The sequence below is a fragment of the Streptomyces iranensis genome (assembly GCF_017874715.1).
Taxonomy (GTDB): domain Bacteria; phylum Actinomycetota; class Actinomycetes; order Streptomycetales; family Streptomycetaceae; genus Streptomyces; species Streptomyces iranensis.
In genome coordinates this window covers 37,973-64,027 of record NZ_JAGGLR010000024.1, presented here as the reverse complement: position 1 = coordinate 64,027, position 26,055 = coordinate 37,973, and the positions used below count along the sequence as shown (strand labels likewise).

The following is a 26,055-nucleotide window of genomic DNA, read 5'->3' as shown; positions in this document are numbered from 1 at the left end:
CGCTTTCGTACCCGTGGTCCGGTCCGGCCGCCCGCGCCTTGCCCGGACGGCCGGACCGGGCGCCTCTCATGTGCGCTCCCGCGCGCCGCGGTCCCCTCGGACCAGGCCCGCGATGAGGGCGAGGAAGGGGATGACGCCGAGGACGACGCTCGCGCCCACACCGACGCCGGTGACGAGGGTGAAGTTGGAGAAGACCAGCCACAGCGCGGTCAGCAGTCCGGCCACGGCCAGCACCGGCGCGATCCGGGTCTGCCAGACCCGGCCCGAGGCGAGCCGGGCGTCGCGCGCGAAGAAGACGACCACGGCGATGGACGTGATGAGCATGAGCAGGATCATGCCGACCGTCGCCACTCCCGCCATGGAGCCGAAGACGCCCACCAGCGGATCCAGTCCGGCGACCGCGCAGCAGACGACCAGGACCAGCGCGGTGACGGTCTGGACGATCGAGGAGACGGACGGCGAGTGGTGGCGCGGATGGACGGCGCCCAGCCGTGCGGGGAGGAGGTCCTTACGGGCGAGGGTGAAGGTGTAACGGGCGATGACGTTGTGGAAGGAGAGCACACAGGCGAAGAGGCTGCTGAGCAGCAGCACCTGCATGACGTCCCGCAGCGCGGTGCCGACGTAGGCCTGGGCGGTGTCCATGAGCATGTTGCCCTGCCCGTCCAGGGTCTTCCTCGCCACGGCCGGGGCGTCATCGGTGCCCGCCGCCAGGACCAGCGCCCAGCAGGACAGCGTGTAGAACCCGCCGATGATCAGGACGGCGAGGTAGGTGGCCCGGGGGATGGTCCGCTCCGGGTCGCGGGCCTCGTCCCGGAAGACGGCGGTGGCCTCGAAGCCGATGAATCCGGTGACGGCGAAGAGCACGGCCACGCCCAGCGGTCCGGAGAACGCCGCATGCGGGGTGAACGACTCGACGTTGACACCGTGGGCGCCGCCCCTGGCGAAGATCCCGGCGTCCAGGACGAGCACCACCGCGATCTCCAGGACGAGTGCCACACCGAGGACCTTGGAGCTGAGGTCGATATGGCGGTAGCCGAGGAGGGCCACGATGCCGAGCGCCGCGAGCGCCCACACCCACCAGGGCAGGGACGGCCCGCCGAAGGTGTGGAGGACGTCGTTCACGGCCCATCCCAGATAGCCGTAGACGCCGACCTGGATCGCCGTGTACGCGACGAGCGCGACGGCGGCCGTACCCACTCCGACCCGGCCCCCCAGGCCACGGGTGGCGTACGCGTAGAAGGCCCCGGCCTGCGGAACGTGGGGCGTCATGGTGACGAAGCCGACCGCGAACACCAGCAGGACCAGCGAGGCGAGGGCGAAGCCGACAGGGGCTCCGGCGCCGGGGCCGCCGGCGATGGCGAGCGGGACGTTGCCGCCGACCACCGTGAGGGGGGCGGCGGCGGCGATCACCATGAAGACGATGGCACCGGTGCCGAGCCGCCCCGAGAGATTCGTCCGGGTCGGTTGCGCGGTGGGTTCGTGCACATCGGGGTCGGTCAGCATGACGGATCCTTGGTGGCGCGGGCGGACGGGGTGAAGAGGTCTGGCCGGAGGTCGGCCAGATACGGATTGGCCTTGCGCGCTTGCCGGACCGTGTGCGGTTCCACGGTGGCGAAGAGCAGCCGGTTGCCGTGTTCGACGCTGTCCAGCACGGTCGCCGACGGGCTCACGATGGAGCTGCGGCCGACGTAGCGCAGTGAACCCTCGTCGCCGTCATGGTTGACGTAGGCGATGTAGATCTGGTTTTCCCAAGCGCGCACCCTCAGCAGGTGCTCGGCGATGAACTCGTACGGTTGCATCTGGGCGGTCGGGACCGCGACGAGGTCCGCGCCGGCGAGGGCGGCGGCCCGTACGTTCTCGGGGAACTCCACGTCGTAGCAGATCAGCATCGCGATCCGGACGCCCGCGTAGTCGATGACGGGGGCGGTCCGGTCGCCCGGCGTGAAGTACCTGCGGTCGAGTTCGCCGAAGAGGTGGGTCTTGCGGTGGCGGCCGAGGATCGCTCCGGCCGGGTCGATGAAGAAGGCGCTGTTGTAGTAGGCCCCGTCGTCGTACTCGGGGGCTCCGAGGACGAGTGCGATGCCGTGGGCGGCGGCGATCTCCTGGGCCGGGGAGAGCAGATCGGTGCGGGCCAGGTCCCGGACGGCGTCGCCGATGTCGTAGCCGGTGATGAACAGCTCGGTGGTGATCAGGAGTTCGGCGCCTTCGGCACGGGCCCGGCGGCATGCCGCGTCCAGTTCGCGCAGGTTGGCGTCGACGTCGCCGGGCGTTCCCGCCGTCTGCAGTCCGGAGATCTTCATCAGTGCCTTCGACAGTGGGTGTCCAGGGGTGAATGCGAGCCATGAAAACATGCTCACTTTGATCAGGTAAACCCCCGGAGGTAACGGTTCCGCAAAGCGGCGGCCCCCGTCCGAGGACCGTGGGGAGGCCGCGGGGCGGGATGCCTACGCTGAGGGAATGGCGACCCAGGAACCGTCCGGCGCACCGAGCGCCCTGACCAGCAGCGCCCTCGCCGCGATCCGCCGCACCAGCGCCGTCGACACCGTACGGGCCCGGATCTCGCTGGCGGTGGACCTGGGCCTGCTGGCGCCCGGCGAGCGGCTGCCCAATGTCCAGGCCACGGCGGCGGCGCTCGGGGTCGGCGAGATCACCGTCCGCCGGGCCCTCAGCACCCTGGAGCGCGAGGGCGTCGTCCAGCGGCGCCCGGGGCGTACGGGCGGCACCTTCATCGCGGAGCGGCCGCGCCGCCGCACCGTGGCGCAGGTCGCCGCGTACCGGGAGGACAGCGAACGGGTGCACCGGCTGATCGACGAGCGCATCGTGCTGGAGGCCGGCTTCGCGCATCTGGCCGCCGAGCGGCTCGGCCGGCCGGGGCTCGACCGGCTCGACGAGTGCGTCCGGGAGATGGACGCGGCCGGGAGCTGGGCCGAGTTCCACGCCAGCGACAAGCGGTTCCACCTGGCACTCGCCGAGGGCGCCGGGCTGCCCTCCGCGCTGGGGATGTACGAGCGGATCACCGGAGAGCTGTACGCGTACTTCCTGCCGTATCCGCTGGACTACCTCCGCGGCAGCAACGCGCAGCACAAGGCCATCCGGGCCGCGCTCGCCGCGCAGGACGCCACCTCGGCGGCCGCCCTCCTCCGGGACCATGTGGCGGAGCTGCACCACTCGATGTACGTGGGCTTCGCGGACACCGCCGAGCGGGGCGAGGACGGCTGACCCGAGGCCATCCGTATCCGTGGCCGACTCCAGCTGTGGCCGACTCCACAGATCGCATGGTGAGACCGGGGTCCAATTCTTGAAACCCGGACCATATCCTGGAGGGCATGTCCGCACCCGCCCGTCTGCTCTGTCTCGCGCTGTTCGCGAGCTCGGCGTGGTGCGTCGACGACGGCCTCTGTCGCCGCTGAGCCGGAACCAGCCGGTTTCCCCCCACCGCGCGCCGCCGCCCTCGGCGCCACGCCGCTCGGCCGGGCCCTCCCGCCCGGCGTCCTACCCCTCTCCTCCATCTCCGGAGTCCGCACGTGACCACCGCCCCGCCCGCCGATGCGGCGAAGACCGCCGCACTGCTGTCCCCCTCCCCCACCTCCGTGCCGCGGCCGGAGGCGCCCGCCGCGCCGCCGGTGCGGCGGGTGCCGCTCGCCGTGTCCGGGCTGCTCGCCGCGGCGCTGACCGCGTACGTATGGTCCGCCCACGGGGCCAAGCCCGGCGTCCTGCTGCTGCTCGGCCTCGCCCTGGGCGTCGCCCTCTTCCACTCCCGCTTCGGCTTCACCTCCGCCTGGCGGCAGCTGGTGGCCGTCGGCAACGGCACCGGGCTGCGCGCCCACGCCCTGCTGCTGGGCACCACGGCCACCCTGTTCGCCCTGCTCATCGGCACGAAGACCGGGCTGTTCGGGTCCGTTCCGGCGCCCTCGGGCGGACCGCTGGGGCTCGGGCTGCTGATCGGCTCGTTCCTCTTCGCCATCGGCATGCAGCTCGGTGGAGCCTGCGCCTCCGGCACCCTCTTCGCGGTCGGCTCGGGGCAGACGTCGATCGTGCTCACGCTCGGCGGCTTCATCGGCGGCGCCACCCTGGCCGCCTGGCAGTTCGACCTGTGGAAGGACCTGCCCTCGCTGGAGCCGGTCGTCATGGCGGACCACATCGGCTGGTTCGGCTCCTGGGCGGTGACGATCCTCGTGCTCGCCGCCATCGTCCTGGTCAGCCGGCGCGTCCAGGCCCGCCGCAACCCGCCGCCGACCGGTCCGGTGCCCTCCGCGCGCGGTGCCGCCGCCCGTGTGCTGCGCGGCTCCTGGCCGCTGGCGGTCGGCGCGCTGGCGCTGGCCGTGCTGGGCGCCGGTGTGCTGCTCGTCTCCGGTGGCGCGTGGGGCGTCACCAGCGCCTTCAGCCTGTGGGGCTCGGAGCTGGTACGCGCGCTCGGCGGCCATCCGGAGAGCTGGAGCTGGTGGCAGCAGCCCGGGAACAAGGAGATGCTCGCGGGGCCCGTGTTCGCCGACAAGACCAGCCTCACCGACATCGGCATCATGATCGGCGCGGCGGTCGCGGCGGCGCTCGGCGGCACCTGGACCCTGCACCGCGGTGTGCCGTGGCGTACGGCGACCGCGGCGGTGCTCGGCGGGGTGCTGATGGGCATCGGTGCCCGGCTGGCGGGCGGCTGCAACATCGGTGCCTATCTCGCGGGCATCGCCTCCGGCAGCCTGCACGGCTGGGTCTGGGGTGCCTTCGCCCTCCTCGGCACCTGGGCCGGGCTGAGGCTGCGGCCGTTCTTCGGGCTCGGGAACCCGAAGCCAGGCGACGGCGTCTGCTGACGGCGGCGGGCCCGTGGGCGGGAGTCTCGGGAGTCCACCGCTGAGAGTCCACGGGCCGGGACTTCCATGGGCCGGGACTGGTTCACGGGCCGTGAGCGGTTCATGTTCGATGATCGTTCATGCGCACGCCATGTGGATGATCCATCGTCAGGGCGGTGTGCCGGTCCGCCGGCCGGCCCCGCAGCCGACGAAGGGTACTCACGATGGTCCCGTCCCATGCCACTCCTCCGCGCCGTACCCGCCGGGTCCTCCCCGCCGCCGCGCTGGCGCTCGTGACCGGTGCCGTGACGCTGTCCGCGCTCCCGGGCTCCGCGGTGGCCGGAAACGCGAGCGGTTATGGCACACCGACCATCAAGCTCGCCACCTCGTACCTGTCCGGCGCCGTCGGCGCCACCGGCGACCCGACGGTGACCGTGAAGGTCGGCCAGAGCGGCGCCGACACGGGCGCGCTCACCGTGTCCGCCACCGCCACCACCCACGGCTCGGTCGCCCAGGCCGGGGACGTCACGGTGACCGGCACCGGCGCCACCCGCGAGGTGGCCGTACGGGCACGTGGCAAGGGCTACACCGACCTCACCCTCAAGGTGACCGGCCTCGGTGGCAAGAGCGCCACCACCACCCTGCACTACGCGGCCTCCGGCGCCGTGCGGAACGCCGCGGACACCCGCTACCTGACCGGCTCCAGCGACTCCTCCGCCGCCGTGGACGTCGGCGGCGGCTATATGGTCGTCGCCGACGACGAGTCCAACATCCTGCGCCTGTACCGCCGCGACGCGTCCGGCGCGCCGGTGCGCACCTGGGACGTCGGCTCCGGGCTGGACGTCGACAAGGAGATCGACATCGAGGGCGCGGCCCGCGTCGGCGACACCATCTACTGGACCGGCTCGCTGGGCAACGACAAGGACGGGGAGCCGAAGGAGGACCGCTTCACCCTCTTCACCACCACCGTCTCCGGTTCGGGCGCCGACACCGACCTCGAGGTCGGCGGCTCGTACCAGGGCCTGCGCGACGACCTGGTGGACTGGGACAAGGCCAACGGCGACCGGCTCGGCTTCGCCAAGGGCACCGCGGACGGCCAGGTGCCCAAGCAGATCGACGGATTCAACGTCGAGGGCCTGGAGTTCGCGCCCGGCTCAGGATCCACCGCGTACATCGGCTTCCGGGCGCCTCTGGTGCCGCCCGCCGACGGCGGCAAGGCGCTGCTGGTCCCGGTCACCAACGCCGACGAGCTGGCCCGGTCCGTGGGCGACAAGGACACCCACGCCACCTTCGGCGACCCGGTCACCCTCGACCTCGGGGGCCTGAGCGTCCGCGACATCCGCCGCAACGACAAGGGCCAGTACCTCATCGTGGCCGGTTCCTGGGCGGCCGAGGACAACAGCGCCCCGTACGCGCTCTACTCCTGGGACGGCGTCGCCGGACACCAGCCGGTCAAGCGGCTCGACCTGCCGACCGCCGACCCGGGCGGCTGGGAGATCGTGGTGGACGTGCCCGACCTCGCGGCGCCCGGCGCCCGCGCCCAGGTCATCACCGACGGGGGCTCGGCCGACCTGTACGGGGACGGCACCGAGGCCAAGGATCTGGAGCACGAGGAGTGGAAGAAGTCCCGGTCGGTCAGCTTCCCCCTGAACCCTTGAACTCGACGGCTGGTCAGCAGCCGATACGGGAGGTGCCGACGGCCACGTCGTCGTACCAGAGGGTGTCGTCGCCCTCGCCGTAGCTCTCCCAGCCCAGCCGCAGATCGGCCGGGGCGGGCCGCCACCCGCCCCGGTTCAGCCACTGCTGATCGACGTCCTGGGTCGGGGTGCCGTCGACCACCAGGCCGGTGACGAGCCCGCCGTTCACCCAGGTGTCCAGGCGGCCCGCGGTGCGGTCGAGGCGGAACTCCAGACACGTCCAGGTGTTGACGGGCAACGGGGTGCTGAGCGCGACGCCCGCCGGGCTCTGGGCGGGGAGGGTGGCGTCGTCGGACTCGCGGTTCCACTGGAGCGCCTTGTTCTGGCCGCCCATGCGCAGGTCCTTGCCGTTGTCGTTGGCGTCGCGCAGGGCGGCGAACGTGACGTGCTGGGCGGGCAGCGCGGTGGTGTGGCGGACCCAGAAGCGGGCGTAGAGGTCACCGCCGGACGGCAGGCCGGACAGCGAGGTGCCGGCGAAGGCGTGGTTGCAGTACCCCGCCTTCCCGGCGATCCGCACCGACTTGGTGCCGCCGTGCGCCATCGTGGTGTCCACGGTGGCGGTGCCGGTTCCCGAGCAGTTGGCCACGGCCGTGGTCCAGCGGCCCGCGGGGGTGGTCCCGGTCCGGGACTCGAAGTCCTCGCAGAAGCCGTCGGCGGCGCAGGCCGCCGGTTGCGCCGAGGCCCGTGGCGCGGCCGGGGCGGCCAGCGCCACCGCCACGGCCACCGCGGCGACGGCCAGGGCGCGGTGTGGTGTGGGGGTCATGGGAGATCCTTCGGCTGGTCGGGAGGATCGGGAGCGCTTGAGGCTTGGGAGCGCTCCCACGCATACTCCGCACTGTAGCCCGTACATGACAAACCCGGAAGGCCGGACGTCCGCGCAACCGGTGCGCGAGCCGCTTCGCCCGTCGGTCACCAAAAGGTTCCTCGGTCACCGAAAAGTGCGTTCTTCCATGTCAGAGGAGACTCTCCTACGGTTTCCGAGTAACCACGAGAGATGACGAGAAGGCAGGCAGCATGGCCATCACCCTGGTGAACCCCAGCGGATTGCCGGAGATCGACGCATACCGGCAGGTGTCGATCGCGACCGGGTCGAGGCTGATCCACATCGCCGGGCAGGTGGCCTGGGACGCCGATGGGGTCACGGTCGGCGAAGGCGATCTCGCCGCTCAGGTCGAGCGGTGTTACCTCAACATCGCCACCGCCCTGGCCGAGGTCGGTGGCTCCTTCGACGACGTGGCGAAGCTGACCGTCCACGTCGTCGACTGGACCCCCGACAAGATGCCCCAGTTCCTCGACGGAGCCGCTCGGGCGGCCGCGAAGCTAGGGGTCACCCCGGTCCCGCCGGGCACGCTGCTGGGCGTCGCGGCGCTGGACGTACCCGAGCATCTGGTCGAGATCGAGGCCACCGCGGTCCTGGACTGAGCGTGGCCGGTGTGGTGGCCCCACCTCTCGTGGGGCCACCACCCGGCACGGGTGAGCGCTCCGCTCGTTCAGGCGTCGAAGCGGCGGCGGGATTCCTCGATATGACCGAGGTACGTATGCGTCCAGCCGCACATTCCATCGACCGTCGCGCGCAGGGCCCGGCCCGCTTCGGTGAGGGTGTACTCGACCCGTGGCGGCACGGTGGGGTGCACCTTCCGCTGGACCAGGCCGTTGCGCTCCAGCATGCGCAGGTTCTGGGTGAGCATCTTGTGGCTGATGCCCTCGACCTCGTTCCGCAACTCGCTGAAGCGCAGGGTGCGTTCACCGAGGAACTCGATGATCAGGAACGCCCACTTGTTGGCGACATCCGCGAAGATCTCCCGCGCCAGGGAGTCCGCGCGCATCAGATCGGCGTCCTCGGGCGAGCCCGTGTACTGCTTGGTCCCCATAGGATCACTCTCCTACGGTTCCCGAGTCACCACAAGAGAGCAGGGGGGCCGGCTCCGATCACGTGAGCCGGTCGGCCAGGAACGCCAGCAGTACATCGGCCACTTCGTCCGGCGCCTCCTCGGCGAGGTCGTGTCCGGCCTCGAAGACATGGCCGGTGACGTCGTGCGCGAGGAGCCGCATCTGGGCCTCGTTCCGGTCGCCGATGAACGCGTCGCCACCGAGCGCCAGCACCGGGATGTCCAGCTTCGTCCGCGCCGCCTCCCGGTTCTGCCCGGCGTCGACGAGCATCGCCCGATAGATCGCCAGCATCGAGCGGATGCCGCCGGGCATGGAGTAGCAGCGCACATATTCCTCGATCGCGTCCGCGGTGGCGGTGTCGGGGTAGCTGCGCTCGTCCTTCAGCATGTACGTGATGAGCTCGCGCTCATGTCCGGCGATCAGCATCTCGGGTACGTCCGGCTGGAAGTAGAAGCCCAGATGCCACAGGAACATCCCGCCCGAGACGTTCTCATGAGTCAGGGCGGTGTGGTCCTCGAAGCCGAACCCGGGCAGCAGTGCCTCGGCGAAGACCAGTGCCTCGACGTGATCGCCATGCCGGGCGGCGAGCTGATAGCCGACCACCGCTCCCCAGTCCTCGCCCATCACGGTGTAGGTGTCGTGCCCGAGGTGGGCCATCAGCGCGGCGATGTCGTCGCTCATCGTGGCGCAGTCGAAGCCGTCCGCGGGGTGGGCGGAGTCGCCCAGACCACGGAGGTCCGGTACGACGACGGTGTGCCGTGCCGTCAGCTTCGGGACCAGGTGCCGCCAGTGATAGCCGGTCTTGGGCACGCCGTGCAGCAGTACCACCACCGGGCCGGAGCCCGCGGTTCGGTAATGGAGCTTCGTCCCGTTGACGGCGACGCGGCCGGTGCGGAGAGGTGCTCCACGATGGTCGGAAATCATTGCTTCTCCATGATCGATCTCAGCATTTTCGGGACTGAGTAGTCTCGAATTAAGGCACGCATGAGTCACTGGCAACCACAGGTGTCCTCCGCGCTCGCGCGGCCGTGGCCCGCCGCCGTCAGCCGGTGGCGGCCGCCGGCGGGGTCAGCATCGCCATGACGGCGTCGACGGAGGTGGTGATGCGGTCGCGCTGGTCCGCGCCCGCGCACGACAGCACCTTCAGGCCGCTGTTGAGCGAGGCCAGCATGGTGGCCGCGGACCTCGGATCGACGCCGGGGGCCAGCTCGCCCTCCGCGTGGGCCCTCAGCAGCGCGCCGTAGAGCGCGGTCTCGAGGCGGCTTCGGTTGCCCTCTAGGCGCCGCGCGATCTCGGGGTCGGAGTCGCCGTGCTCCACCGTGGCGTTGACCGCGAAACAGCCCTGGGGCGTGTCCGGTTTCGGGGCCGCAGCGCTGGTTTCCAGGAGATCCCGGACGGCGTCCAGGGCCGATGTCCGCGACGCCAGGATGTCGGCCGGGCTCGGCCCCGCGGCGCCGGAGAGGAAGCGGTCGAGCGCGGCCAGATACAGTCCGCGCTTGGACCCGAAGGTCCCGTACAGACTCGCCCGCGCGATGCCCAGCTCGTCCACCAGGTCGCTGGTGGACGTCCCCTCGTAGCCATTGCGCCAGAACAGCCGCATCGCGGCGTCCAGCGCGACCTCCGGATCGAATTCCTTCCTCCGTGCCATACCGGCACGCTAACCCTTTTGAGATCGATCAGTCAATTACACGGGGGCGCTGCCCGGGGGCAGCGCCTCCATCACCGCCTCGCCCGGCGGGCACTCCTCTGCCGGACCCGCGGGCGCATCGCCTTGCGGGCGTCGATGGCCACGACCTCGAAGTTGTCCACGGTGCGGTTCACCCGGCCGAAGAGATTGTCGGGACCCGCGATGCAGACCTTGGTGATGCCGTGCTCCCGCATCGTGTCCACCATGTCCGGCCAGCGGATCGGGCGGTTGAAGGTGTCGAGCAGCATGGTGCGTACACCGTCCGCGCCGGTCAGCAGCTCGCCGTTCTGGTCGGCGACGACCGGCAGCTTGGGGTCGGCCACCTCGAAGGTGCCGAGGACCTCCTCCTCCGCCTTGCGGCGCAGGGCGCCGAACGCCGGGGCGTGCACGGGCGGCCACATGGTGTACATGTTGTATCCGCCGAGCTCGCCGATCCGCTTCTTGAACCGGTCGAGCACGGGCTCGCGCAGGGACACGAGGTAGAAGCCCTGGTCGATGTAGCCGGAGACGTCGTGCCACTCCCCCTCCGCGTCCAGTTCGGCCAGCGCCTCCTGGAGCCGCTCCTCGGGGGTGTGGATCACGCAGTGCGTGACCGCCTCACGGTGCTCCTGCCGGAAGTACTCCTCCTCGCAGCGCGCCAGTTCGGCGGTGAGCCGCACGGTCTCCTCGAACGGCAGGGCCCCGGCGTAGGTCACCGCGCCCCGCTGGCCGAAGCTCGGTCCGGCGCACAGCTCGGGCCGCTCTCCCAGCGTCTCCTCCGCCCAGTCGGCGAGGGAGAGACAGAGGGTCAGGAAGGCGATCTGGGTGTGCTCGGCGTACTGCGCCTCCTCATCGGCGTCCGACGCGCGGTACCGGTCGAAGACGGAGTACCCCACCACCTCGTCGGCGATCGCCAGCCGGCGCCGGGCATGGGGGTTGGTCAGCAGGAACTCGCCCACGTCGGTGAAGCGGAAGGGCCCCATTCCGGGGAAGACCATCGCCGTACGGCCGGTCTCCGGATCGGATGTCTCCGGATCGGATGTCCGCGGCCCTGTGGTCTGTGGCCCGGTGGTCTGCTGCTCTGTCATGCCTTCGCTCCCGGCGCCAGGTCGAGAGCCAGCTGCTCGAGCTGTCGTTTGTCGGGCTTGCCGTTGCGGTTCAGGGGGAATCGCTCCAGGACGTGAATGCGGTTGGGGTGCTCGAAGTCGGGCAGCAGGGCGGTGATCGGCTCCCGCCAGTGCCGCGGCTCCCGCTGCTGCTCGTCCTCCACGAAGAAGAGGAGCTGGCAGCCGCGCTGTTCGTCGGGGACGGGGACGACCTTGACGAGGCAGCCGCCCGCGGCCAGCTTGTGCTCGATGATCTCGGGGTAGAGCGTGTGGCCGTTGCGGTGCACCGCGGCCTTCCTGCCGAGGACGAAGAGGTTGTCCCCGCCGTCCAGATAGCCGAAGTCGCCGGTGGGGTACCAGTCGGTCCTGGCCGGGTCGACGGGGGCGACGGTGCCGTCCTCCGCCAGATAGCCCTCCATCAGGTCGGGCGAGTGGACCTGGATCTCCCCGACCTCGCCGGAGGTGAGCACGGCGCCCTCGTCGTCGACGATCCGCAGCTTCAGACCCTCGACGGCCCGCCCGCAGGCGACCACGTTGTCCTCGGTCGCGAAGGCCACGTTCCCGGCCTCGGTGCTGCCGTAGCTGTCCAGCAGGGGCAGTCCGAACCGCTTGACGTAGTCGTCGACCAGGCCGGGGTCCAGCGGGGCCGCCCCGCTGCAGAACATCCGGACGCCGGACAGCTCGTCCGCCAGGGCGGGCTTGCGGCCGATCATGTTGAGCATGCTGCGGTAGCTGGCCGGGGTGGCGTCGACCACCGTGGCCCCGCATGTGCCCGCCATGGTCATCGCCCGGTCCAGCCGCCGGTAGGGCGCGATGACCAGCGAGCACTTGACCAGCCAGGCGATGAGCACCATGGACAGCCCGTACTGGTGGGAGAAGGGCAGCAGCGGCAGCAGGACGTCATCGGGGCGATGGCCCACCTGCTGGGCGTTGCGCTCCAGGTTCTTCAGGAACTTCGCCCCGGTCTTGACGACGCCCTTGGGCTCCCCAGTGGATCCGGAGGACCACATGATCAGGCCGTCGGGCAGCTCGCACCAGGTGTCGAGGGACAGCCGCCGCTCGGCGGGGGTCTGCTCCATGGACGCCACGAGCAGCTCGTAGATGGTGACCCGGGCCGGGCCGCTCTCGGGCATCGGGGTGTCGTCGTCGACCACGCAGATCTTGACCCCGGCCCGGTCGCAGATGCGCTGAGTGGCCTCCGCCCGCTCCTGGTGGTCGACCATGACGATCGACGCGCCGGTGTGCATCAGGGCGAGGAGGGCCCCGACATAGCCGGTGGAGTTGCCTGCCTTCAGCATGACCCGGGTGCCGTCGCTGACGCCGCGCTCGCGGAGCGCTTCGGCGATGGCCAGGGCCCTCTGTTCGAACTCGGGAAGCGAATGCACCGCTTCCGTCGCAAAGACCTTTGCGGTCATCGGGTTTCACTGAGCCTTTCTTCTTCTTGAAGTCTCTTGGGGTGAGAGCCACCCGCGGCGCCGACGCTCCGCGAGACGTGGGCCGGGACCGCGAGTCCCCCCGGAGGTCTCCGAGGGGACTCGCAGGCCGTCAGGTATCGAGATCCCCGAGCATCATGTCGATCAGGTCGTCGTCGTCCATCGCGTCGATGGAGTCCGTCTCCTTCTCCTCGGTGTCCTTCTCGGCCTGCTCCTTGCCGCTCGCCAGCTCGGTGAGCGTGTCGAGCAGACCGGCGCGGCGCAGCCGCTCCAGCGGAATCGACGTCAGAAGGGCACGGATCCTGGCCTCTTCCGGATCGACGTCCGGCTCGGCCGGGCTGTCCGTCGCCACCCGGCCGCGCAGATACTCGGCGAGCGCCGCGGGCGTGGGGTTGTCGAAGATCAGCGTGGAGGGAAGGCGGAGCCCGGTGGCCGAGTTCAGCCGGTTACGGAACTCCACGCCCGCCAGTGAGTCGAAGCCGAGGTTCTGGAAGGAGCGGTCGGGCTCGATGGACTGGGCGCCGCTGTGCCCCAGGACCATCGCCGCGCTGCCGCGCACCAGATCGAGCAGCGCCCGGTCGAGTTCGGCGCCGGACAGACCGGCCAGCTGCACCTTGGCCGATTCGGGAGCGGCCGACTTCCCGTCCGCCGCCGCCTTGCTCCGCACCCGGACCACACCGCGCAGCAGGGTGGGGATGTCGGTCTGGCCGCTGAGCGCCGAGGTCTCCAGCCGCATCGGAACGAGCAGGGCGTCCTCGCTCGTGCCGCCGGCGTCCAGCAGCCGCAGACCACCCGCCATGGACAGGGCCGCCATGCCCTCACGTGCCATGCGCACCATGTCCGCCTGGCTGAGGGTGCCGGTCATGCCGCCGGCCTGCTCCCACGGGCCCCAGGCAAGTGAGACCGCCGGGAGGCCGAGGCCGCGCCGGTGTGCGGCGAGCGCGTCCAGGAACGAGTTGGCGGCGGCGTAGTTGCCCTGTCCCGGGCTGCCGAACACACCGGCGACGGAGGAGAACATCACGAACTCCGCCAGGTCCAGCTCCCGCGTCAGCTCGTGCAGGTTCCACGCCGCGTCGACCTTCGGCTCGAAGACCGCGTCGATCCGCTTCGGCGACAGGGTGTCGATGACACCGTCGTCGAGTACGCCCGCCGCGTGCACGACCGCGGTCAGCGGGTGGTCGGCGGGTATGCCGGACAGCACCCGCTCCAGCGAGGCGCGGTCGGCCACGTCACAGGCCGCCAGCGTCACCGACGCGCCCGCCTCGGTCAGTTCGGCCTCGAGGTCGGCGGCGCCTTCCGCGTCCGGACCGCGCCGGGAGACCAGCACCAGGTTGCGCACTCCGCGCTCGGCCACCAGATGGCGTGCCACCTCGCGGCCCAGGCCGCCGGTGCCACCGGTCACCAGCACCGAACCCTCGGGGTTCAGGGCGTGGGGCATGGTGAACACATTCTTGCCGATGTGCCGGGCCTGGCTGATGTACCGCACCGCGTCCGGGGCCCGCCGCACGTCCCACGCCGTCACCGGGAGGGGGTGCAGCGCACCGCTGTCGAAGAGCTCGACCAGCTCGACCAGCATCCGCTGGACCCAGTCGTAGTCGGCCACGACCAGGTCGTACGCCGTGTACTTCACCCCGGGGTGGTCCTGGGCGACGACCTCCGGGTCGCGCACGTCGATCTTGCCCATCTCCAGGAACCTCCCGCCCCTGGGCATCAGCCGCAGGGAGGCGTCGACGAACTCGCGGGCGAGCGAGTCCAGCACCATGTCCATGCCCCGGCCGCCGGTCGCCTCCATGAAGCGCGGCTCGAAGTCCAGGTCGCGGGAGGAGGAGATGTGCTTCTCGTCGAATCCCATCGCCCGCAGGGTGTCCCACTTGCCGGGGCTCGCCGTGGCGTACACCTCGGCGCCGAGGTGGCGGGCGAGCTGCACGGCCGCCATGCCCACACCGCCGGTGGCGGTGTGCACCAGGATGGACTCGCCCGCCCGCAGCTTGCCGAGCTCCACCAGGCCGATGTAGGCGGTCAGGAAGACCACCGGCACCGAGGCACCCTGCGCGAACGTCCAGCCGCGCGGCATGCGGACGATCTGCCGCCGGTCGGCGATCGCGATGGGCCCGAACGAGGCGTTGATCATGCCCATGACCCGGTCACCGGGGGCCAGGTCGGTCACCCCCGGGCCGACCTCCAGGACCACACCGGCGCCCTCGCCGCCCATGGTGGCGTGGTCGTCGGGGTACATGCCGATGGCGATCAGCGCGTCACGGAAGTTCAGACCTGCGGCGCGCACCGCGATCCGCACGTACCCGGGGGCCAGCGGCGCCTCCGCCGCCGGGTCGGGCAGCAGCGAGAGGTTGTCGAGGGTGCCGCCGCCCGTGGTGCCGAGTTTCCACGCCGCGGTGCCCGCGGGGGCCTCGAGGACCCGCCCGGCGGCGTTCCTGGCGAGCCGGGGGATCAGCCCCTGGCCCGCGCGGAGCGCCACCTCGCGCTCGCCCGCCGCGATCGCGGCCGTCACCACACCGGCGGCCGCGGTGGCCGATTCGGCGTGGCGGTCGATGTCCACCAGCTGGATCCGACCCGGGTTCTCCGTGGCGGCCGAGCGCAGCAGTCCCCAGACGGCGGCGTTGGACAGTCCGGCGACGCCCTCGCCCGGACCCGTCGCGACCGCGTCGCTGGTGACGACCACCAGCCGGGCCCCATCGAACCGGTCCTCCGCGAGCCAGGACTGCACCAGGGCCAGCGCCCGGTGGGTCGCCTTGCGGGCGGCCTCGGCGAGATCGTCGACGTCCGGTCCGGTGCCGCACCAGGCCCAGACCACGTCCGGCACCGCGGCACCCTCGTCGACGGCGGCGAGGAGCGCGTCCACCCCGGTGTACTCGGTGTGCCCGACGGCGGAGGCGGTGAGCAGTGCGGCCACCCGCGCCCGGTCGGCGCCGATCACGGCCGTGGACGCGCCGCCCACGGTGTGTTCGCCACCGCGGGCGGCGGCGAACACGTCCCAGTTGGCCCGGAACAGCGTTCCGTCGCCACCGTTGCCGCGCGGACCCGAGGCGAACCGCTCGGCCGCCACCTCGCGCACCACCAGCGACTCCACCGAGGCGACGGGAGCGCCCGTGGCGTCGGTCACCAGCAGCGCGACCGTGTCCTTGCCCTGCGGGCGCAGCCGCACCCGCACCCGTCCGGCGCCCACCGCGTGCAGGGACACCCCGGTGAAGGAGAACGGCAGCGTCACGCGCCCGCTCTCGCCGCCGAAGTCGCCCATCTCCATGGCGTGCAGAGCGGCGTCGAGCAGCGCGGGGTGCAGGCCGAACCGTCCGGCCTCCTGGGCGGCCGAGTCCGGCAGCGCCACCTCGGCGTAGACGTCGCCGTCCAGCCGCCAGACCGACTCCAGCCCCTGGAAGACCGGCCCGTATCCGTAACCGACCTGGGCCAGGCCCTCGTAGAACCCCTCCATCGGCACCGGCTCCGCGCCCGGGACGGGCCACCGCAGCAGGCTGTCGGTGACCGCGGCGCCGCTTTCGGCCTCGAGGACGCCCTGGGCGTGCCGCACCCATTCCTCCCCCGGCTCGTCGCTGTCGGAGCGCGAGTACACGCCGAGGGGCCGTACGCCGGACTCGTCGGCGGGGCCGACCACGAGCTGGACGCGGACGCCGCCCTGCTCCGGCAGCAGGAGCGGGGTCTCGAGGGTGAGTTCGCCGAGCCGCCCCGCCCCGGTCTCGGTGCCCGCGAGCAGGCCCAGCTCCACGAATCCGGTGCCGGGGAAGAGCACTCCGCCGGCCACGGCGTGGTCGGCGAGCCAGGGGTGGGTCTGCAGCGACAGGCGCCCGGTCAGCACCGTGCGGTCGCCCTCGGCCAGTTCGGTGAGGCCGCCGAGCAGCGGGTGGTCCACCCTGCCGAGGCCGACACTCCGGGCGTCGCCGGTCACGGCGGCGCCCGACTCGAGCCAGTACCGCTTGTGCTGGAAGGCGTAGGTCGGCAGGGCGACGCGGCGGGCACCGCGCCCGGAGTACACCGCGTCCCAGTCCACGCCGACGCCGTTCGCGTACAGCGTGGCGACCGCCTCCGCCAGCGTCTGGGCCTCGGCGCGCCCGGAGCGGGCCAGGGGCACGAAGGCCGCGTCGGCGCCGACGGCGTCCAGGCAGTCCTGGCCCATCGCGGTCAGCACGGCGTCGGGGCCGAGCTCCACACAGGTCGTCACGCCCTGGTCGGCGAGCTGCCGCATGCCGTCGTCGAAGCGGACCGCCTCGCGCACATGGCGGACCCAGTACTCGGGGGTGGCCAGTTCGGCGCCCGCGACCTCGCCGCTGACGTTGGAGATGACCGGGATGGCCGGGGCCGAGTACGCCAGGCAGGCGGCGATCTGGCCGAACTCCTCCAGCATGGCGTCCATCCGGGGGGAGTGGAACGCGTGGCTCACCCGCAGCCGCTTGGTCTTGCGGCCCTGGGCCTCCCAGTGGCCGGCGAGTTCGAGCACCGCGTCCTCGTCGCCGGAGAGCACCACCGAGGTGGGGCCGTTGAGCGCCGCCAGCGACACCTTGTCCTCGCGGCCCTCCAGGCTCTCGGCCACCTCCTGCTCCGACGCCTGGACGGCCACCATGGCGCCGCCCTCGGGCAGTTCCTGCATCAGCCGTCCGCGGGCCGCCACCAGGGCGCACGCGTCCTCCAGGGACAGCACCCCGGCGACGTGGGCCGCGGCGATCTCGCCCACCGAGTGCCCCATCAGGAAGTCGGGGCGCACGCCCCAGGACTCCAGCAGGCGGAACAGGGCCACCTCGAAGGCGAACAGCCCGGCCTGGGTGAACATCGTCTGATCGAGCTCGTCACCGGTCGCGGCCGCGTCGTCGTCCTCGGGGCCGAAGACCACGTCGAGCACGGAGGTCCCGAGGCGCACCTCAAGGTAGTCACACGCCTCGTCGAAGACGTCGGCGAAGACCGGGTAGGTCTCGTAGAGCTCGCGGCCCATGCCCAGCCGCTGGGCGCCCTGGCCGGTGAACAGGAACGCCACGCGCTGTGCCATGGACCTGCCCAGCACCAGGCCCGGCGAGTCGGTCTCCTCGGCGAGCGCCGCGAGGCCGCGCAGCAGCCCCTCGCGGTCGGAGGCCACCACCACGCCACGGTGTTCGAGCGCGGCACGCGTCATGGCGGACGACCATCCGACGTCGACCGGCCGCGCGTCGGGGTGGCGCACCACGTGCTCGCGCAGCCGCGCGGCCTGCGCCCGCAGCGCCTCCTCGCTCCTGGCGGACACCAGCCACGACACGGGCTGGGAGGCCGTGTCCGCGTCGGCGTCGTCGTCCGTGGCGGGGGCGGACTCCTGCGGCGGGGCCTGCTCGATGATGGCGTGCGCGTTGGTGCCGCTCATGCCGAACGAGGAGACACCGGCACGGCGCGGCTGTCCGGTCTCCGGCCAGGCGCGCTGCTCGGCGAGCAGTGCCACGCCGCCCGACGACCAGTCCACGTGCGGGGTCGGCACCTCCACGTGCAGCGTCTTGGGCAGGACGCCGTGGCGCATGGCCATCACCATCTTGATGACGGCACCCGCACCGGCCGCCGCCTGGGTGTGGCCGATGTTCGATTTGAGGGACCCCAGCCACACCGGCTCCCCCTCCGGGCGGCTCTCGCCGTAGGTGGCGATCAGCGCCTGCGCCTCGATGGGGTCGCCGAGCGAGGTTCCGGTGCCGTGCGCCTCGATCACGTCGATCTGGTCCGCGGCCAGCTCGGCGTTGGCCAGCGCCTGGCGGATGACACGCTGCTGGGAACGGCCGTTGGGGGCCGTCAGACCGTTGCTGGCGCCGTCCTGGTTGACGGCGGTGCCACGCACGATCGCCAGCACCTCGTGGCCGTTGCGCCGGGCGTCCGAGAGCCGCTCCACCAGGAGGACGCCGACGCCCTCGGCCCATGACGTGCCGTCGGCCTCGGCGCCGAACGCCTTGCAGCGCCCGTTGGAGGAGAGTCCGCGCTGGCGGCTGAAGAGGATGAAGTCACCCGGGGTGGGCATCGTGGCGACACCGGTGGCGAGCGCCAGATCGCACTCCCCCTGGCGCAGCGAGTGCGCCGCCTGGTGCAGGGAGACCAGCGACGAGGAGCACGCGGTGTCCACGGTCCACGCCGGGCCTTCGAAGCCGAAGGTGTAGGCGATGCGCCCGGAGGCGACGCTGCCCGCGATCCCGGTCAGCGCGTAGCCCTCGAGGCCGTTCTTGGTGCTCTGTAGGTGGGGGCCGTAGTCGTGGTGCTCCGCGCCGGTGAAGACGGCGGTCCTGCTCCCCCGCAGCTTGGTCACGTCGATACCGGCCCGCTCGAAGACCTCCCAGCTGGTCTCCAGCAGCAGCCGCTGCTGCGGGTCCATGGCGAGGGCCTCACGCGGCGATATGCCGAAGAACTCCGCGTCGAACTCGGGGGCGTCGTGGATGAATCCGCCCTCGGTCGCGTAGCTGGTGCCGGGCTGGTCCGGGTCCGGGCTGTAGAGCGCCTCCAGGTCCCAGCCCCGGTCGGTGGGGAACGGGGTGATGGCGTCCACGCCCTCGGAGACGACCTTCCACAGGTCCTCGGGGCTGTTGACACCGCCGGGGAAGCGGCAGCTCATCCCGACGATCGCGATGGGGTCGTCGGAGCCCACGACGGCACGCGCGGGGGCGGTGTCGTCCGTGGCCACGGGGAAGATCTGCCGGTGGAGGTGGTCCACCAGCTCGCTGGGCGTCGGGTGGTCGTAGGCGAGCGACACCTCGAGCGTGAGCCCGGTGGCCGCCACCAGTCCGCGGTGCAGATTGACCGCCGCGAGCGAGTCAAGACCCAGGTCGAGGAAGGAGCTCTCGGCATCGAGTGTGCGCGGTGACTCGGACCGCAGCGCCGCGGCGACGTATGCGCGTACCAGGTCGAACAGGACCCTGCGCTGTTCGAGGTCCGGCAGTTCCCTGAAATCCGGACCGAGTGACGGCAGTTCGGGACTGTCGTCACGATCCGGCCCAGCCTGCGCGATGGACTCTCCCGAGTCGCTGGACCCGTTCAACATGGTGCTCACCTAACTCCTGCCTTGTGGAAGACCCTGCGTCAAAGCTGTGTGTGCCGCGCCGACCTCGGCTTCGGCATGGGCGCCCGCCCGCGGGCCATCGATGCGGGCGGGCGCGTGCTGCGCTAGAGGTTGGCCACCCAGTCCTCGATGGCCTGTGCGGTGGTGCCCGCCTGCTTCTCCATCATCGTGAAGTGGGTTCCGGGCACGTCGATCGTGGAGTCGGCCGGCCAGTCCGCCTGCCAGCTCGACGCGTCCGGGGCCACTTCACCCATCGGTTCCGCCGCCCGGACGAGAAGGCTGGGAACCGCGCTCTCCGGCGGTTTCCACCCCTCGAACAGATGCAGATACCACCCCATGGCGGACATCCGGACACCCTCCATGGAGACGAGGGCCTCCCGCTCGTACATCTCGTCCAGCATGGCGTCCTCGAACTGGCCGATGCTCGCGCTGTACGGCAGGTAGGTGTCCAGCAGGACGACTCCCGCGGGCGGTGTGCCCTGGCTCTCCAGAGCGGCGGCCACCGAGTGGGCGATCATTCCTCCGGCCGACGAGCCGAGAAGGACGACCGGGGCGCCGTCGGCGTACTCGGCAACGATCCGCGCCTGGAAGCGGAACAGCGCCTCCGGGGTGGCCGGAAGGCTCTCGCCCTGGACGAACCCCACGGCCGGAAGGGCCGCGACGTCCCGGCCGCCCCGGAAGGGGGCGGCGAGCTGCGCGTACTGGTGGACACCGCCCAGCGCCATGTACGAGGAGAAGCACATCAGCTTGAGGTGTTCGACGCCCCGGGAGAGCCGTACGGGCCTGATGTGCCCCTCGAAGTCGGCCGGGTCCTCGAAGGTGGGACGCAGCCGCGCGGCGTTCACCAGCAGATCCATGCCGACCTTGGTCTTGCCCTGCGCCGCCGCCTCCCGGAACAGGGAGCCCAGGGTGTCGGGCGCGTCCCCCTGCGCCGCCGGAGACGCGTCGGCGGGCGCCGGAGCGGCGGCCTGGGCGGCGGCCGGAGCGGCCGGTACCGACGGCTCCTGGACCTGGCGGCCGGCGGGCGCGGAGGCGATCCCGGCCGCGATCCGGGGCCGCAGATGGGCCACCAGCTCGGTGGGGCTCGGGAAGTCGAAGACCACCGTGGTGTTGAGCCGGAGGCCGGTGACCGTGGCGAGCTGGTTGCGGAACTCCACCGCCGTCAGGGAGTTGAAGCCCATCTCCATGAACTCGTGGCCGGTGTCCACGTCATGGGGCGACCCGAACCCGAGCACCGCGGCGGCGAGGGTACGCACCAGTTCGAGCAGCGCCTCCTCGGTCTCGGCCTCCGACAGCCCGGCCAGCTGCTGCCGCAGCTGGGTGGACTGGTCGCCCGCCTCGGACTTCGCCGCTCCGGCCGCACGCCGGACGGGGGAATCCGGGACGACGGCACGGAACACCGCGGGCAGTGCGGCGCCCTGGGCGCGCAGGGCGCCCAGGTCCAGCCGGGTGGGGATCACCACGGCCTGACCGGAGATGACACCCGCGTCGAAGAGCTCCAGGCCCTCCTCGGAGGAGAGCGGCACCAGACCGGAGCGCGACACCCGGCGGAGGTCCCCCTGCTCCAGATGCCGGGTCATGCCACTGGCCTGCGCCCACAGGCCCCACGCCAGCGAGACACCCGGCAGCCCCTGGGCGCGGCGCCATGAGGCGAGGCCGTCCAGGAACACGTTCGCCGCCGCGTAGTTGCTCTGCCCGGCCGCGCCGAGCACACCGGCGGCCGACGAGAACAGGACGAAGGCCGACAGGTCCATCCCCGCCGTCAGCTCGTGCAGGTTCCACGCCGCGTCCACCTTCGCGCGCAGCACCGCGCTCACCCGCTCGGGCGTCAACGAGGCGAACAGCCCGTCGTCGAGCACCCCGGCCGCGTGCACCACGGCACTCGGCGCGAAGCCGTCCGGCAGCCCCGACAGCACGGCGGCGAGCGCCTCACGGTCGGCGGCGTCACACGCCTCGATCAGCACCTCGGCACCGGCGGCCGCCAGCTCGGCCCGTGTCTCGGCGGCGCCGTCCGCCTCCGCGCCACGGCGGGAGAGCAGCACCAGCTTCTTGACGCCGTGCCGGGTGACCAGATGCCGGGCCACCAGGCCGCCCAGCACACCCGTGCCGCCGGTGAGCAGCACCGCGCCGGAGCCGAACACCTCCGACTCCGGGGCGTCGGCTGAGGGCAGCGCCCGGCCCAGGCGGGGCACGCGGACCTCACCGGAGCGCACCACCACCTGCTCCTCGCCGGCGGCCACCACCCCGGCGAGCAGCGCCGCCGACCGCTCGACATCGTCGGTGTCGACCAGCACCACCCGGCCCGGGTTCTCCGACTGCGCCGAGCGCACCAGCCCCCATACGGCCGCGCCCGCCAGGTCCGTCACACCGTCACCGGTGTCCACGGCGCCCCGTGTCACGAGCACCAGCCGGGTGCCCGCGAACCGCTCGTCCGCCACCCACGACTGGACGGCCTCCAGCGCCTCGGCTACCCGCGTGTGCACCTCGTCCACCACGTCCGGGCCGCCCGAGACGACCGGCAACACCACCATGCCGGGCATGAGCGTGCCCGCCGCCACGGCGTCGCCGAGCGCCACCGGGTCCGTGTACACATCGGCGGTGCCGCCGGATGCCTCCAGGGCGGCGCCCACGCCGAGGCGGTCGTCGCCCAGCACCGCCGACCAGCCCGCGGCCACGCCCTCGGCGGGCTTGGCCGTGTCCGCCGTCCACTCCATGCGGAACAGCGCGTCACCGGCGACGCGGCCCGCGTTGCGCAGCGCGTCGGCCTGCATGGGCCGCAGGACGAGGGAGTCGACGGAGGCCACCGGGCGGCCCGAGGTGTCGGCGATCGCCAGCGACACCGCCTGCCGCCCGTCCGGGATCACCCGTACGCGCAGCGCTCCCGCGCCGACGGCGTCCAGGGAGAAGCCCCGCCAGGAGAACGGCAGCAGCGTGCCCGCGCTCGGCGCGTCCTCGCCGCCGCGTGCCGCGTTGCCCACGCCGATGGCGTGGAGTGCCGCGTCGAACAGGGCCGGGTGCAGTCCGAAGTACTTCGCGGTGCCGAGCTGGTCCTCGGACAGCTCCACATCGGCGAAGACCGCGTCGCCGCGCCGCCAGGCGCGCCGCAGCCCCTGGAACGCGGGGCCGTAGCGCAGCCCGTGCTCGGCGGCGTGCTCGTACCCGCCGGAGACGTCGACCGGCTTGGAGCCGCCCGGCGGCCACTTGGCGAAGTCGAACGAGGCCGCCGGGCCGGGCGGGGTCAGCACACCGTGCGCGTGCCGCACCCACGGCTGCCCGAGGTCGGCCCGGTCGTCGGCCGACTCGTTCCGCGAGTAGACGCTCACCTCACGATGGCCGAGGGCGTCGACCTCGCCCACCTCGACCTGGATCTGGACGCCACCGCGCTCGGGCACCACCAGGGGCGCCTCGAGGACCAGCTCCTCGACCCGGCCGCAGCCCACCTGGTCGCCCGCCTGGACGGCCATCTCCACGAAGGCCGTTCCGGGCACCAGCGCCACTCCGTGCACCGCGTGGTCGGCGAGCCAGGCGTGGGTGGCGAGCGACAGCCGCCCGCTCAGCAGCACTCCGCCACCGCCCGCCAGCGAGACCACGGCGCCCAGCAGGGGGTGCCACACCGGTCCGAGGCCCACCGAGCCGACGTCGCCGATGGCCGCGGTGGAGTCGAGCCAGTAGCGCTGACGCTGGAAGGCGTAGGTGGGGAGGTCCATCCGCCGCGCGCCGCGCCCGGAGAAGACCCGCTCCCAGTCGACCGTGGCGCCGTGGAGGTGGAGTTCGGTGACGGCGGCCGTCAGCGCCTGGGCCTCCGGCCGGTCCCTGCGCAGCACCGGCACCAACACCGGGCCACCCGTGGCGCGCTCGGACCGCTCGGTCAGACAGTCCTGGGCCATGGCCGACAGCACGGCGTCCGGGCCGACCTCCAGGAAGGTGTTCACATCCTGCGCCTCGAGGCTGCGCACCCCGTCCGCGAAGCGCACGGCCCCGCGCACATGCCGCACCCAGTAGTCGGGGGTGCGGACCTCGGCCTCCGTGGCCAGTGCCCCGGTGACGTTGGAGACGAAGGGAAGGGCCGGCGCGGCGAACGAGAGCCCTTCGACGACCTTGCGGAAGTCGTCCAGCATGGCGTCCATGCGGGGCGAGTGGAAGGCGTGGCTGACCCGCAGCCGGCGGGTCTTGCGGCCCTGCTCCGCCCACTGCCCGGCGATCTCCAGCGCCGCCGCCTCGTCGCCCGCGATGACCACGGAGCCGGGGCCGTTGACGGCGGCGATGCTCACCTCGGCCGCACGCCCCGCCAGCGAACCGGAGATCTCCTCCTCCGACGCCTGGACCGCCACCATCGCGCCGCCCTCGGGCAGCGCCTGCATCAGACGCCCCCGGGCCGCGATCAGTGTGCACGCGTCCGCCAGCGAGAACACGCCCGCCACATGCGCGGCGGCGATCTCGCCCACCGAGTGGCCGATCAGCACGTCCGGGGTGACACCCCAGTGCTCCAGCAGCCGGAACAACGCCACCTCGACCGCGAACAGCGCGGGCTGGGTGAACGCCGTCCGGTCCAGCAGCTCGGCGTCCGCACTGCCCTCCGCCGCGAACATCACGTCCTTCAGCGGGCGGTCCAGAGCTACGTCCAGATGCGTACACACCTCGTCCAGGGCGCGGGCGAACACCGGGAAGGCGTCGTACAGTTCCCGCCCCATGCCGGGGCGCTGCGCGCCCTGGCCGGTGAAGAGGAAGGCGGTCCTGCGTCCCTTCGCCGCCTGCCCCCTGGCCACGCCCGGCGCGATCTCGCCCTGGGCCAGGGCCCGAAGGCCGCGCAGCAGGCTCTCGCGGTCCTCGCCGATCACCGCCGCGCGGTGCTCGAACGCCGACCGGGACACCGCCAGGGAGTAGCCGACGTCCGCCGCCGACGCCATCGCGGGATCTCCGTCCAGGGCGGGGCCGTGCTCCGTCAGACGGGCGTAAAGGCGCTCGGCCTGGTCCCGCAGCGCGGCCTCGCCCTTGCCGGAGACCAGCCACGGGACGACGGCGGAGACGACGGGTTCGGGCGCCTCCCCGGCCCCGGGCTCGGTCTGCTCGGGCTCCTCGGCCTCGGGGGCCTGCTCGATGATGGTGTGCGCGTTGGTGCCGCTGATGGCGAACGAGGAGATCCCCACCCGGCGCGGACGGCCCGTCTCCGGCCAGGGCCGGGCCTCGGTCAGCAGCTCCACGGCCCCCGCCGACCAGTCCACGTGCGGGGTCGGCTCGTCCACGTGCAGCGTCCTGGGCAGGACGCCGTGCCGCATGGCCATCACCATCTTGATGATGCCCGCGACACCCGCAGCCGCCTGCGCGTGGCCGATGTTGGACTTGATGGATCCGAGCCACAGCGGCCGGTCCTCCGGCCGGTCCTGGCCGTAGGAGGCGAGCAGCGCCTGGGCCTCGATCGGGTCGCCCAGGGAGGTGCCCGTGCCGTGCGCCTCGACCACGTCGATCTCGTCGGGGGTGAGCCCGGCGTTGTCGAGCGCCTGGCGGATGACCCTGCGCTGCGAGGGGCCGTTGGGGGCCGTCAGACCGTTGCTGGCGCCGTCCTGGTTCACCGCGGAGCCGCGCACCACGGCCAGCACCGGGTGGCCGTGGCGGCGGGCGTCGGACAGCCGCTCCACGAGCAGCACGCCGACGCCCTCGGACCAGTTGGTGCCGTCCGCGGCCGCCGCGAAGGGCTTGCAGCGGCCGTCGGACGCGAGCCCTCGCTGGCGGCTGAACTCGGTGAACGTCCCGGGGACGGCCATCACGGTGATGCCGCCGGCCAGGGCGAAGTCGCATTCGCCCTGGCGCAGCGCCTGCGCGGCCAGGTGCAGTGTCACCAGGGACGACGAGCACGCCGTGTCCACCGTCACCGCGGGGCCCTCGAGGCCGAGGACGTAGGAGACCCGGCCGGAGGTGACGGCGGGGGTCTGCCCCGTCATCAGATGGCCTTCGACCTCCTCGGCCTCCAGGGGGCCGGCCGAGCCGTATCCCTGGTAGGCGGCGCCCATGAACACACCGCCGGTGGTGCCCTTGACGGACAGCGGGTCGATGCCGGCCCGCTCCAGGACCTCCCAGGACGCCTCCAGCAGCAGCCGCTGCTGCGGGTCCATCGCCAGCGCCTCACGCGGGGAGATCCCGAAGAACACGGGGTCGAACAGGGCGGCGTCGTGCAGGAACCCGCCCTCGTTCACATAGCTGGTGCCCTGGCTCTCGGGGTCCGGGTTGTAGACCTCCTCGTGCCAGCCGCGGTCCTTCGGGAACGGTGAGAGTCCGTCGGCGCCGTCGGCGACCATGCGCCACAACTCCTCCGGAGAGCTGACCCCGCCGGGGAAGCGGCAGCTCATCGCGACGATCGCGATCGGCTCCCGGTTCTTCGCCTCCACTTCCTTCAGGCGCAGACGGGTGCGGTGCAGATCGGTCGTGACCTTGTTCAGATAGTCGCGGAGCTTTGTCTCACT

Annotated in this window: 13 protein-coding genes and 1 pseudogene; 4 read left to right on the top strand and 10 right to left on the bottom strand. The window is 72.2% G+C overall.

All coding sequences use genetic code 11. The features are described from left to right. Nucleotides 1-66: 66 nt before the first annotated feature. Complete coding sequence (locus J2Z30_RS36195; RefSeq protein ID WP_044567470.1) at nt 67-1,503, bottom strand: APC family permease; 1,437 nt, start codon at nt 1,501-1,503, stop codon at nt 67-69. Further along, nucleotides 1,497-2,300, bottom strand: a complete 804-nt coding sequence (locus J2Z30_RS36190) for a carbon-nitrogen hydrolase family protein (RefSeq protein WP_044567472.1) — start codon at nt 2,298-2,300, stop codon at nt 1,497-1,499. The genes J2Z30_RS36195 and J2Z30_RS36190 overlap by 7 nt, the downstream gene beginning before the upstream one ends. 157 nt (nt 2,301-2,457) lie before the next feature. Here J2Z30_RS36190 and J2Z30_RS36185 point away from each other — a divergent pair, with 157 nt between their 5' ends. The 3 genes from J2Z30_RS36185 to J2Z30_RS36175 all read left to right on the top strand — a co-directional run bounded on the left by J2Z30_RS36185 (nt 2,458) and on the right by J2Z30_RS36175 (nt 6,442). Beyond that, complete coding sequence (locus J2Z30_RS36185; protein WP_044567474.1) at nt 2,458-3,219, top strand: FadR/GntR family transcriptional regulator; 762 nt, start codon at nt 2,458-2,460, stop codon at nt 3,217-3,219. 305 nt (nt 3,220-3,524) lie between these two features. Further along, nucleotides 3,525-4,805: a YeeE/YedE family protein gene (locus J2Z30_RS36180; RefSeq protein WP_044567476.1), complete on the top strand. Its 1,281-nt coding sequence runs from the start codon at nt 3,525-3,527 to the stop codon at nt 4,803-4,805. A gap of 203 nt (nt 4,806-5,008) precedes the next feature. After that, complete coding sequence (locus J2Z30_RS36175) at nt 5,009-6,442, top strand: DUF3616 domain-containing protein (RefSeq protein WP_107073235.1); 1,434 nt, start codon at nt 5,009-5,011, stop codon at nt 6,440-6,442. 13 nt (nt 6,443-6,455) lie between these two features. Here the strand turns inward: J2Z30_RS36175 and J2Z30_RS36170 are convergent, their stop codons facing one another. Continuing rightward, complete coding sequence (locus J2Z30_RS36170) at nt 6,456-7,244, bottom strand: hypothetical protein (protein ID WP_044567478.1); 789 nt, start codon at nt 7,242-7,244, stop codon at nt 6,456-6,458. 251 nt (nt 7,245-7,495) lie between these two features. Between J2Z30_RS36170 and J2Z30_RS36165 the strand changes: the two genes are divergently transcribed. Next, on the top strand, nt 7,496-7,903 hold the full coding sequence (locus J2Z30_RS36165) for a RidA family protein (RefSeq protein ID WP_044567480.1): 408 nt from the start codon (nt 7,496-7,498) through the stop codon (nt 7,901-7,903). A gap of 68 nt (nt 7,904-7,971) precedes the next feature. Here J2Z30_RS36165 and J2Z30_RS36160 read toward each other — a convergent pair whose 3' ends face one another. From J2Z30_RS36160 to J2Z30_RS36130, 7 genes and pseudogenes are all read right to left on the bottom strand, one after another. Then, nucleotides 7,972-8,352, bottom strand: coding sequence for a winged helix-turn-helix transcriptional regulator (locus J2Z30_RS36160; RefSeq protein WP_044567482.1), 381 nt, complete (start codon nt 8,350-8,352; stop codon nt 7,972-7,974). Nucleotides 8,353-8,410: 58 nt separating this feature from the next. Continuing rightward, nucleotides 8,411-9,295 carry an alpha/beta fold hydrolase gene (locus J2Z30_RS36155; protein WP_044567483.1) on the bottom strand — a complete coding sequence of 295 codons (885 nt, stop codon included), beginning with the start codon at nt 9,293-9,295 and terminating at the stop codon, nt 8,411-8,413. 118 nt (nt 9,296-9,413) lie between these two features. Then, on the bottom strand, nt 9,414-10,019 hold the full coding sequence (locus J2Z30_RS36150) for a TetR/AcrR family transcriptional regulator (protein WP_044567485.1): 606 nt from the start codon (nt 10,017-10,019) through the stop codon (nt 9,414-9,416). A 71-nt stretch (nt 10,020-10,090) separates the two neighbouring features. Further along, nucleotides 10,091-11,125, bottom strand: coding sequence for an ACP S-malonyltransferase (locus J2Z30_RS36145; RefSeq protein ID WP_044567487.1), 1,035 nt, complete (start codon nt 11,123-11,125; stop codon nt 10,091-10,093). Then, nucleotides 11,122-12,558: a class I adenylate-forming enzyme family protein gene (locus tag J2Z30_RS36140; RefSeq protein WP_044567489.1), complete on the bottom strand. Its 1,437-nt coding sequence runs from the start codon at nt 12,556-12,558 to the stop codon at nt 11,122-11,124. The genes J2Z30_RS36145 and J2Z30_RS36140 overlap by 4 nt, the downstream gene beginning before the upstream one ends. Before the next feature lie 130 nt (nt 12,559-12,688). Continuing rightward, entirely contained in the window at nt 12,689-19,579 is a 6,891-nt protein-coding gene (locus J2Z30_RS36135; protein ID WP_044567490.1) for a type I polyketide synthase, read from the bottom strand. Between the two features lie 122 nt (nt 19,580-19,701). Next, nucleotides 19,702-26,043 (bottom strand): annotated as a pseudogene (locus J2Z30_RS36130) (type I polyketide synthase); the annotation flags it as partial. Nucleotides 26,044-26,055 lie beyond the last annotated feature (12 nt).

Coding starts and splice junctions, on each gene's coding strand:
- J2Z30_RS36185 (WP_044567474.1), top strand. CDS start 2,458: ATGGCGACCCAGGAACCGTCCGGCGCACCGAGCGCCCTGACCAGCAGC.
- J2Z30_RS36140 (WP_044567489.1), bottom strand. CDS start 12,558: ATGACCGCAAAGGTCTTTGCGACGGAAGCGGTGCATTCGCTTCCCGAG.
- J2Z30_RS36160 (WP_044567482.1), bottom strand. CDS start 8,352: ATGGGGACCAAGCAGTACACGGGCTCGCCCGAGGACGCCGATCTGATG.
- J2Z30_RS36195 (WP_044567470.1), bottom strand. CDS start 1,503: ATGCTGACCGACCCCGATGTGCACGAACCCACCGCGCAACCGACCCGG.
- J2Z30_RS36150 (WP_044567485.1), bottom strand. CDS start 10,019: ATGGCACGGAGGAAGGAATTCGATCCGGAGGTCGCGCTGGACGCCGCG.
- J2Z30_RS36175 (WP_107073235.1), top strand. CDS start 5,009: ATGGTCCCGTCCCATGCCACTCCTCCGCGCCGTACCCGCCGGGTCCTC.
- J2Z30_RS36145 (WP_044567487.1), bottom strand. CDS start 11,125: ATGACAGAGCAGCAGACCACCGGGCCACAGACCACAGGGCCGCGGACA.
- J2Z30_RS36135 (WP_044567490.1), bottom strand. CDS start 19,579: ATGTTGAACGGGTCCAGCGACTCGGGAGAGTCCATCGCGCAGGCTGGG.
- J2Z30_RS36170 (WP_044567478.1), bottom strand. CDS start 7,244: ATGACCCCCACACCACACCGCGCCCTGGCCGTCGCCGCGGTGGCCGTG.
- J2Z30_RS36165 (WP_044567480.1), top strand. CDS start 7,496: ATGGCCATCACCCTGGTGAACCCCAGCGGATTGCCGGAGATCGACGCA.
- J2Z30_RS36190 (WP_044567472.1), bottom strand. CDS start 2,300: ATGAAGATCTCCGGACTGCAGACGGCGGGAACGCCCGGCGACGTCGAC.
- J2Z30_RS36155 (WP_044567483.1), bottom strand. CDS start 9,295: ATGATTTCCGACCATCGTGGAGCACCTCTCCGCACCGGCCGCGTCGCC.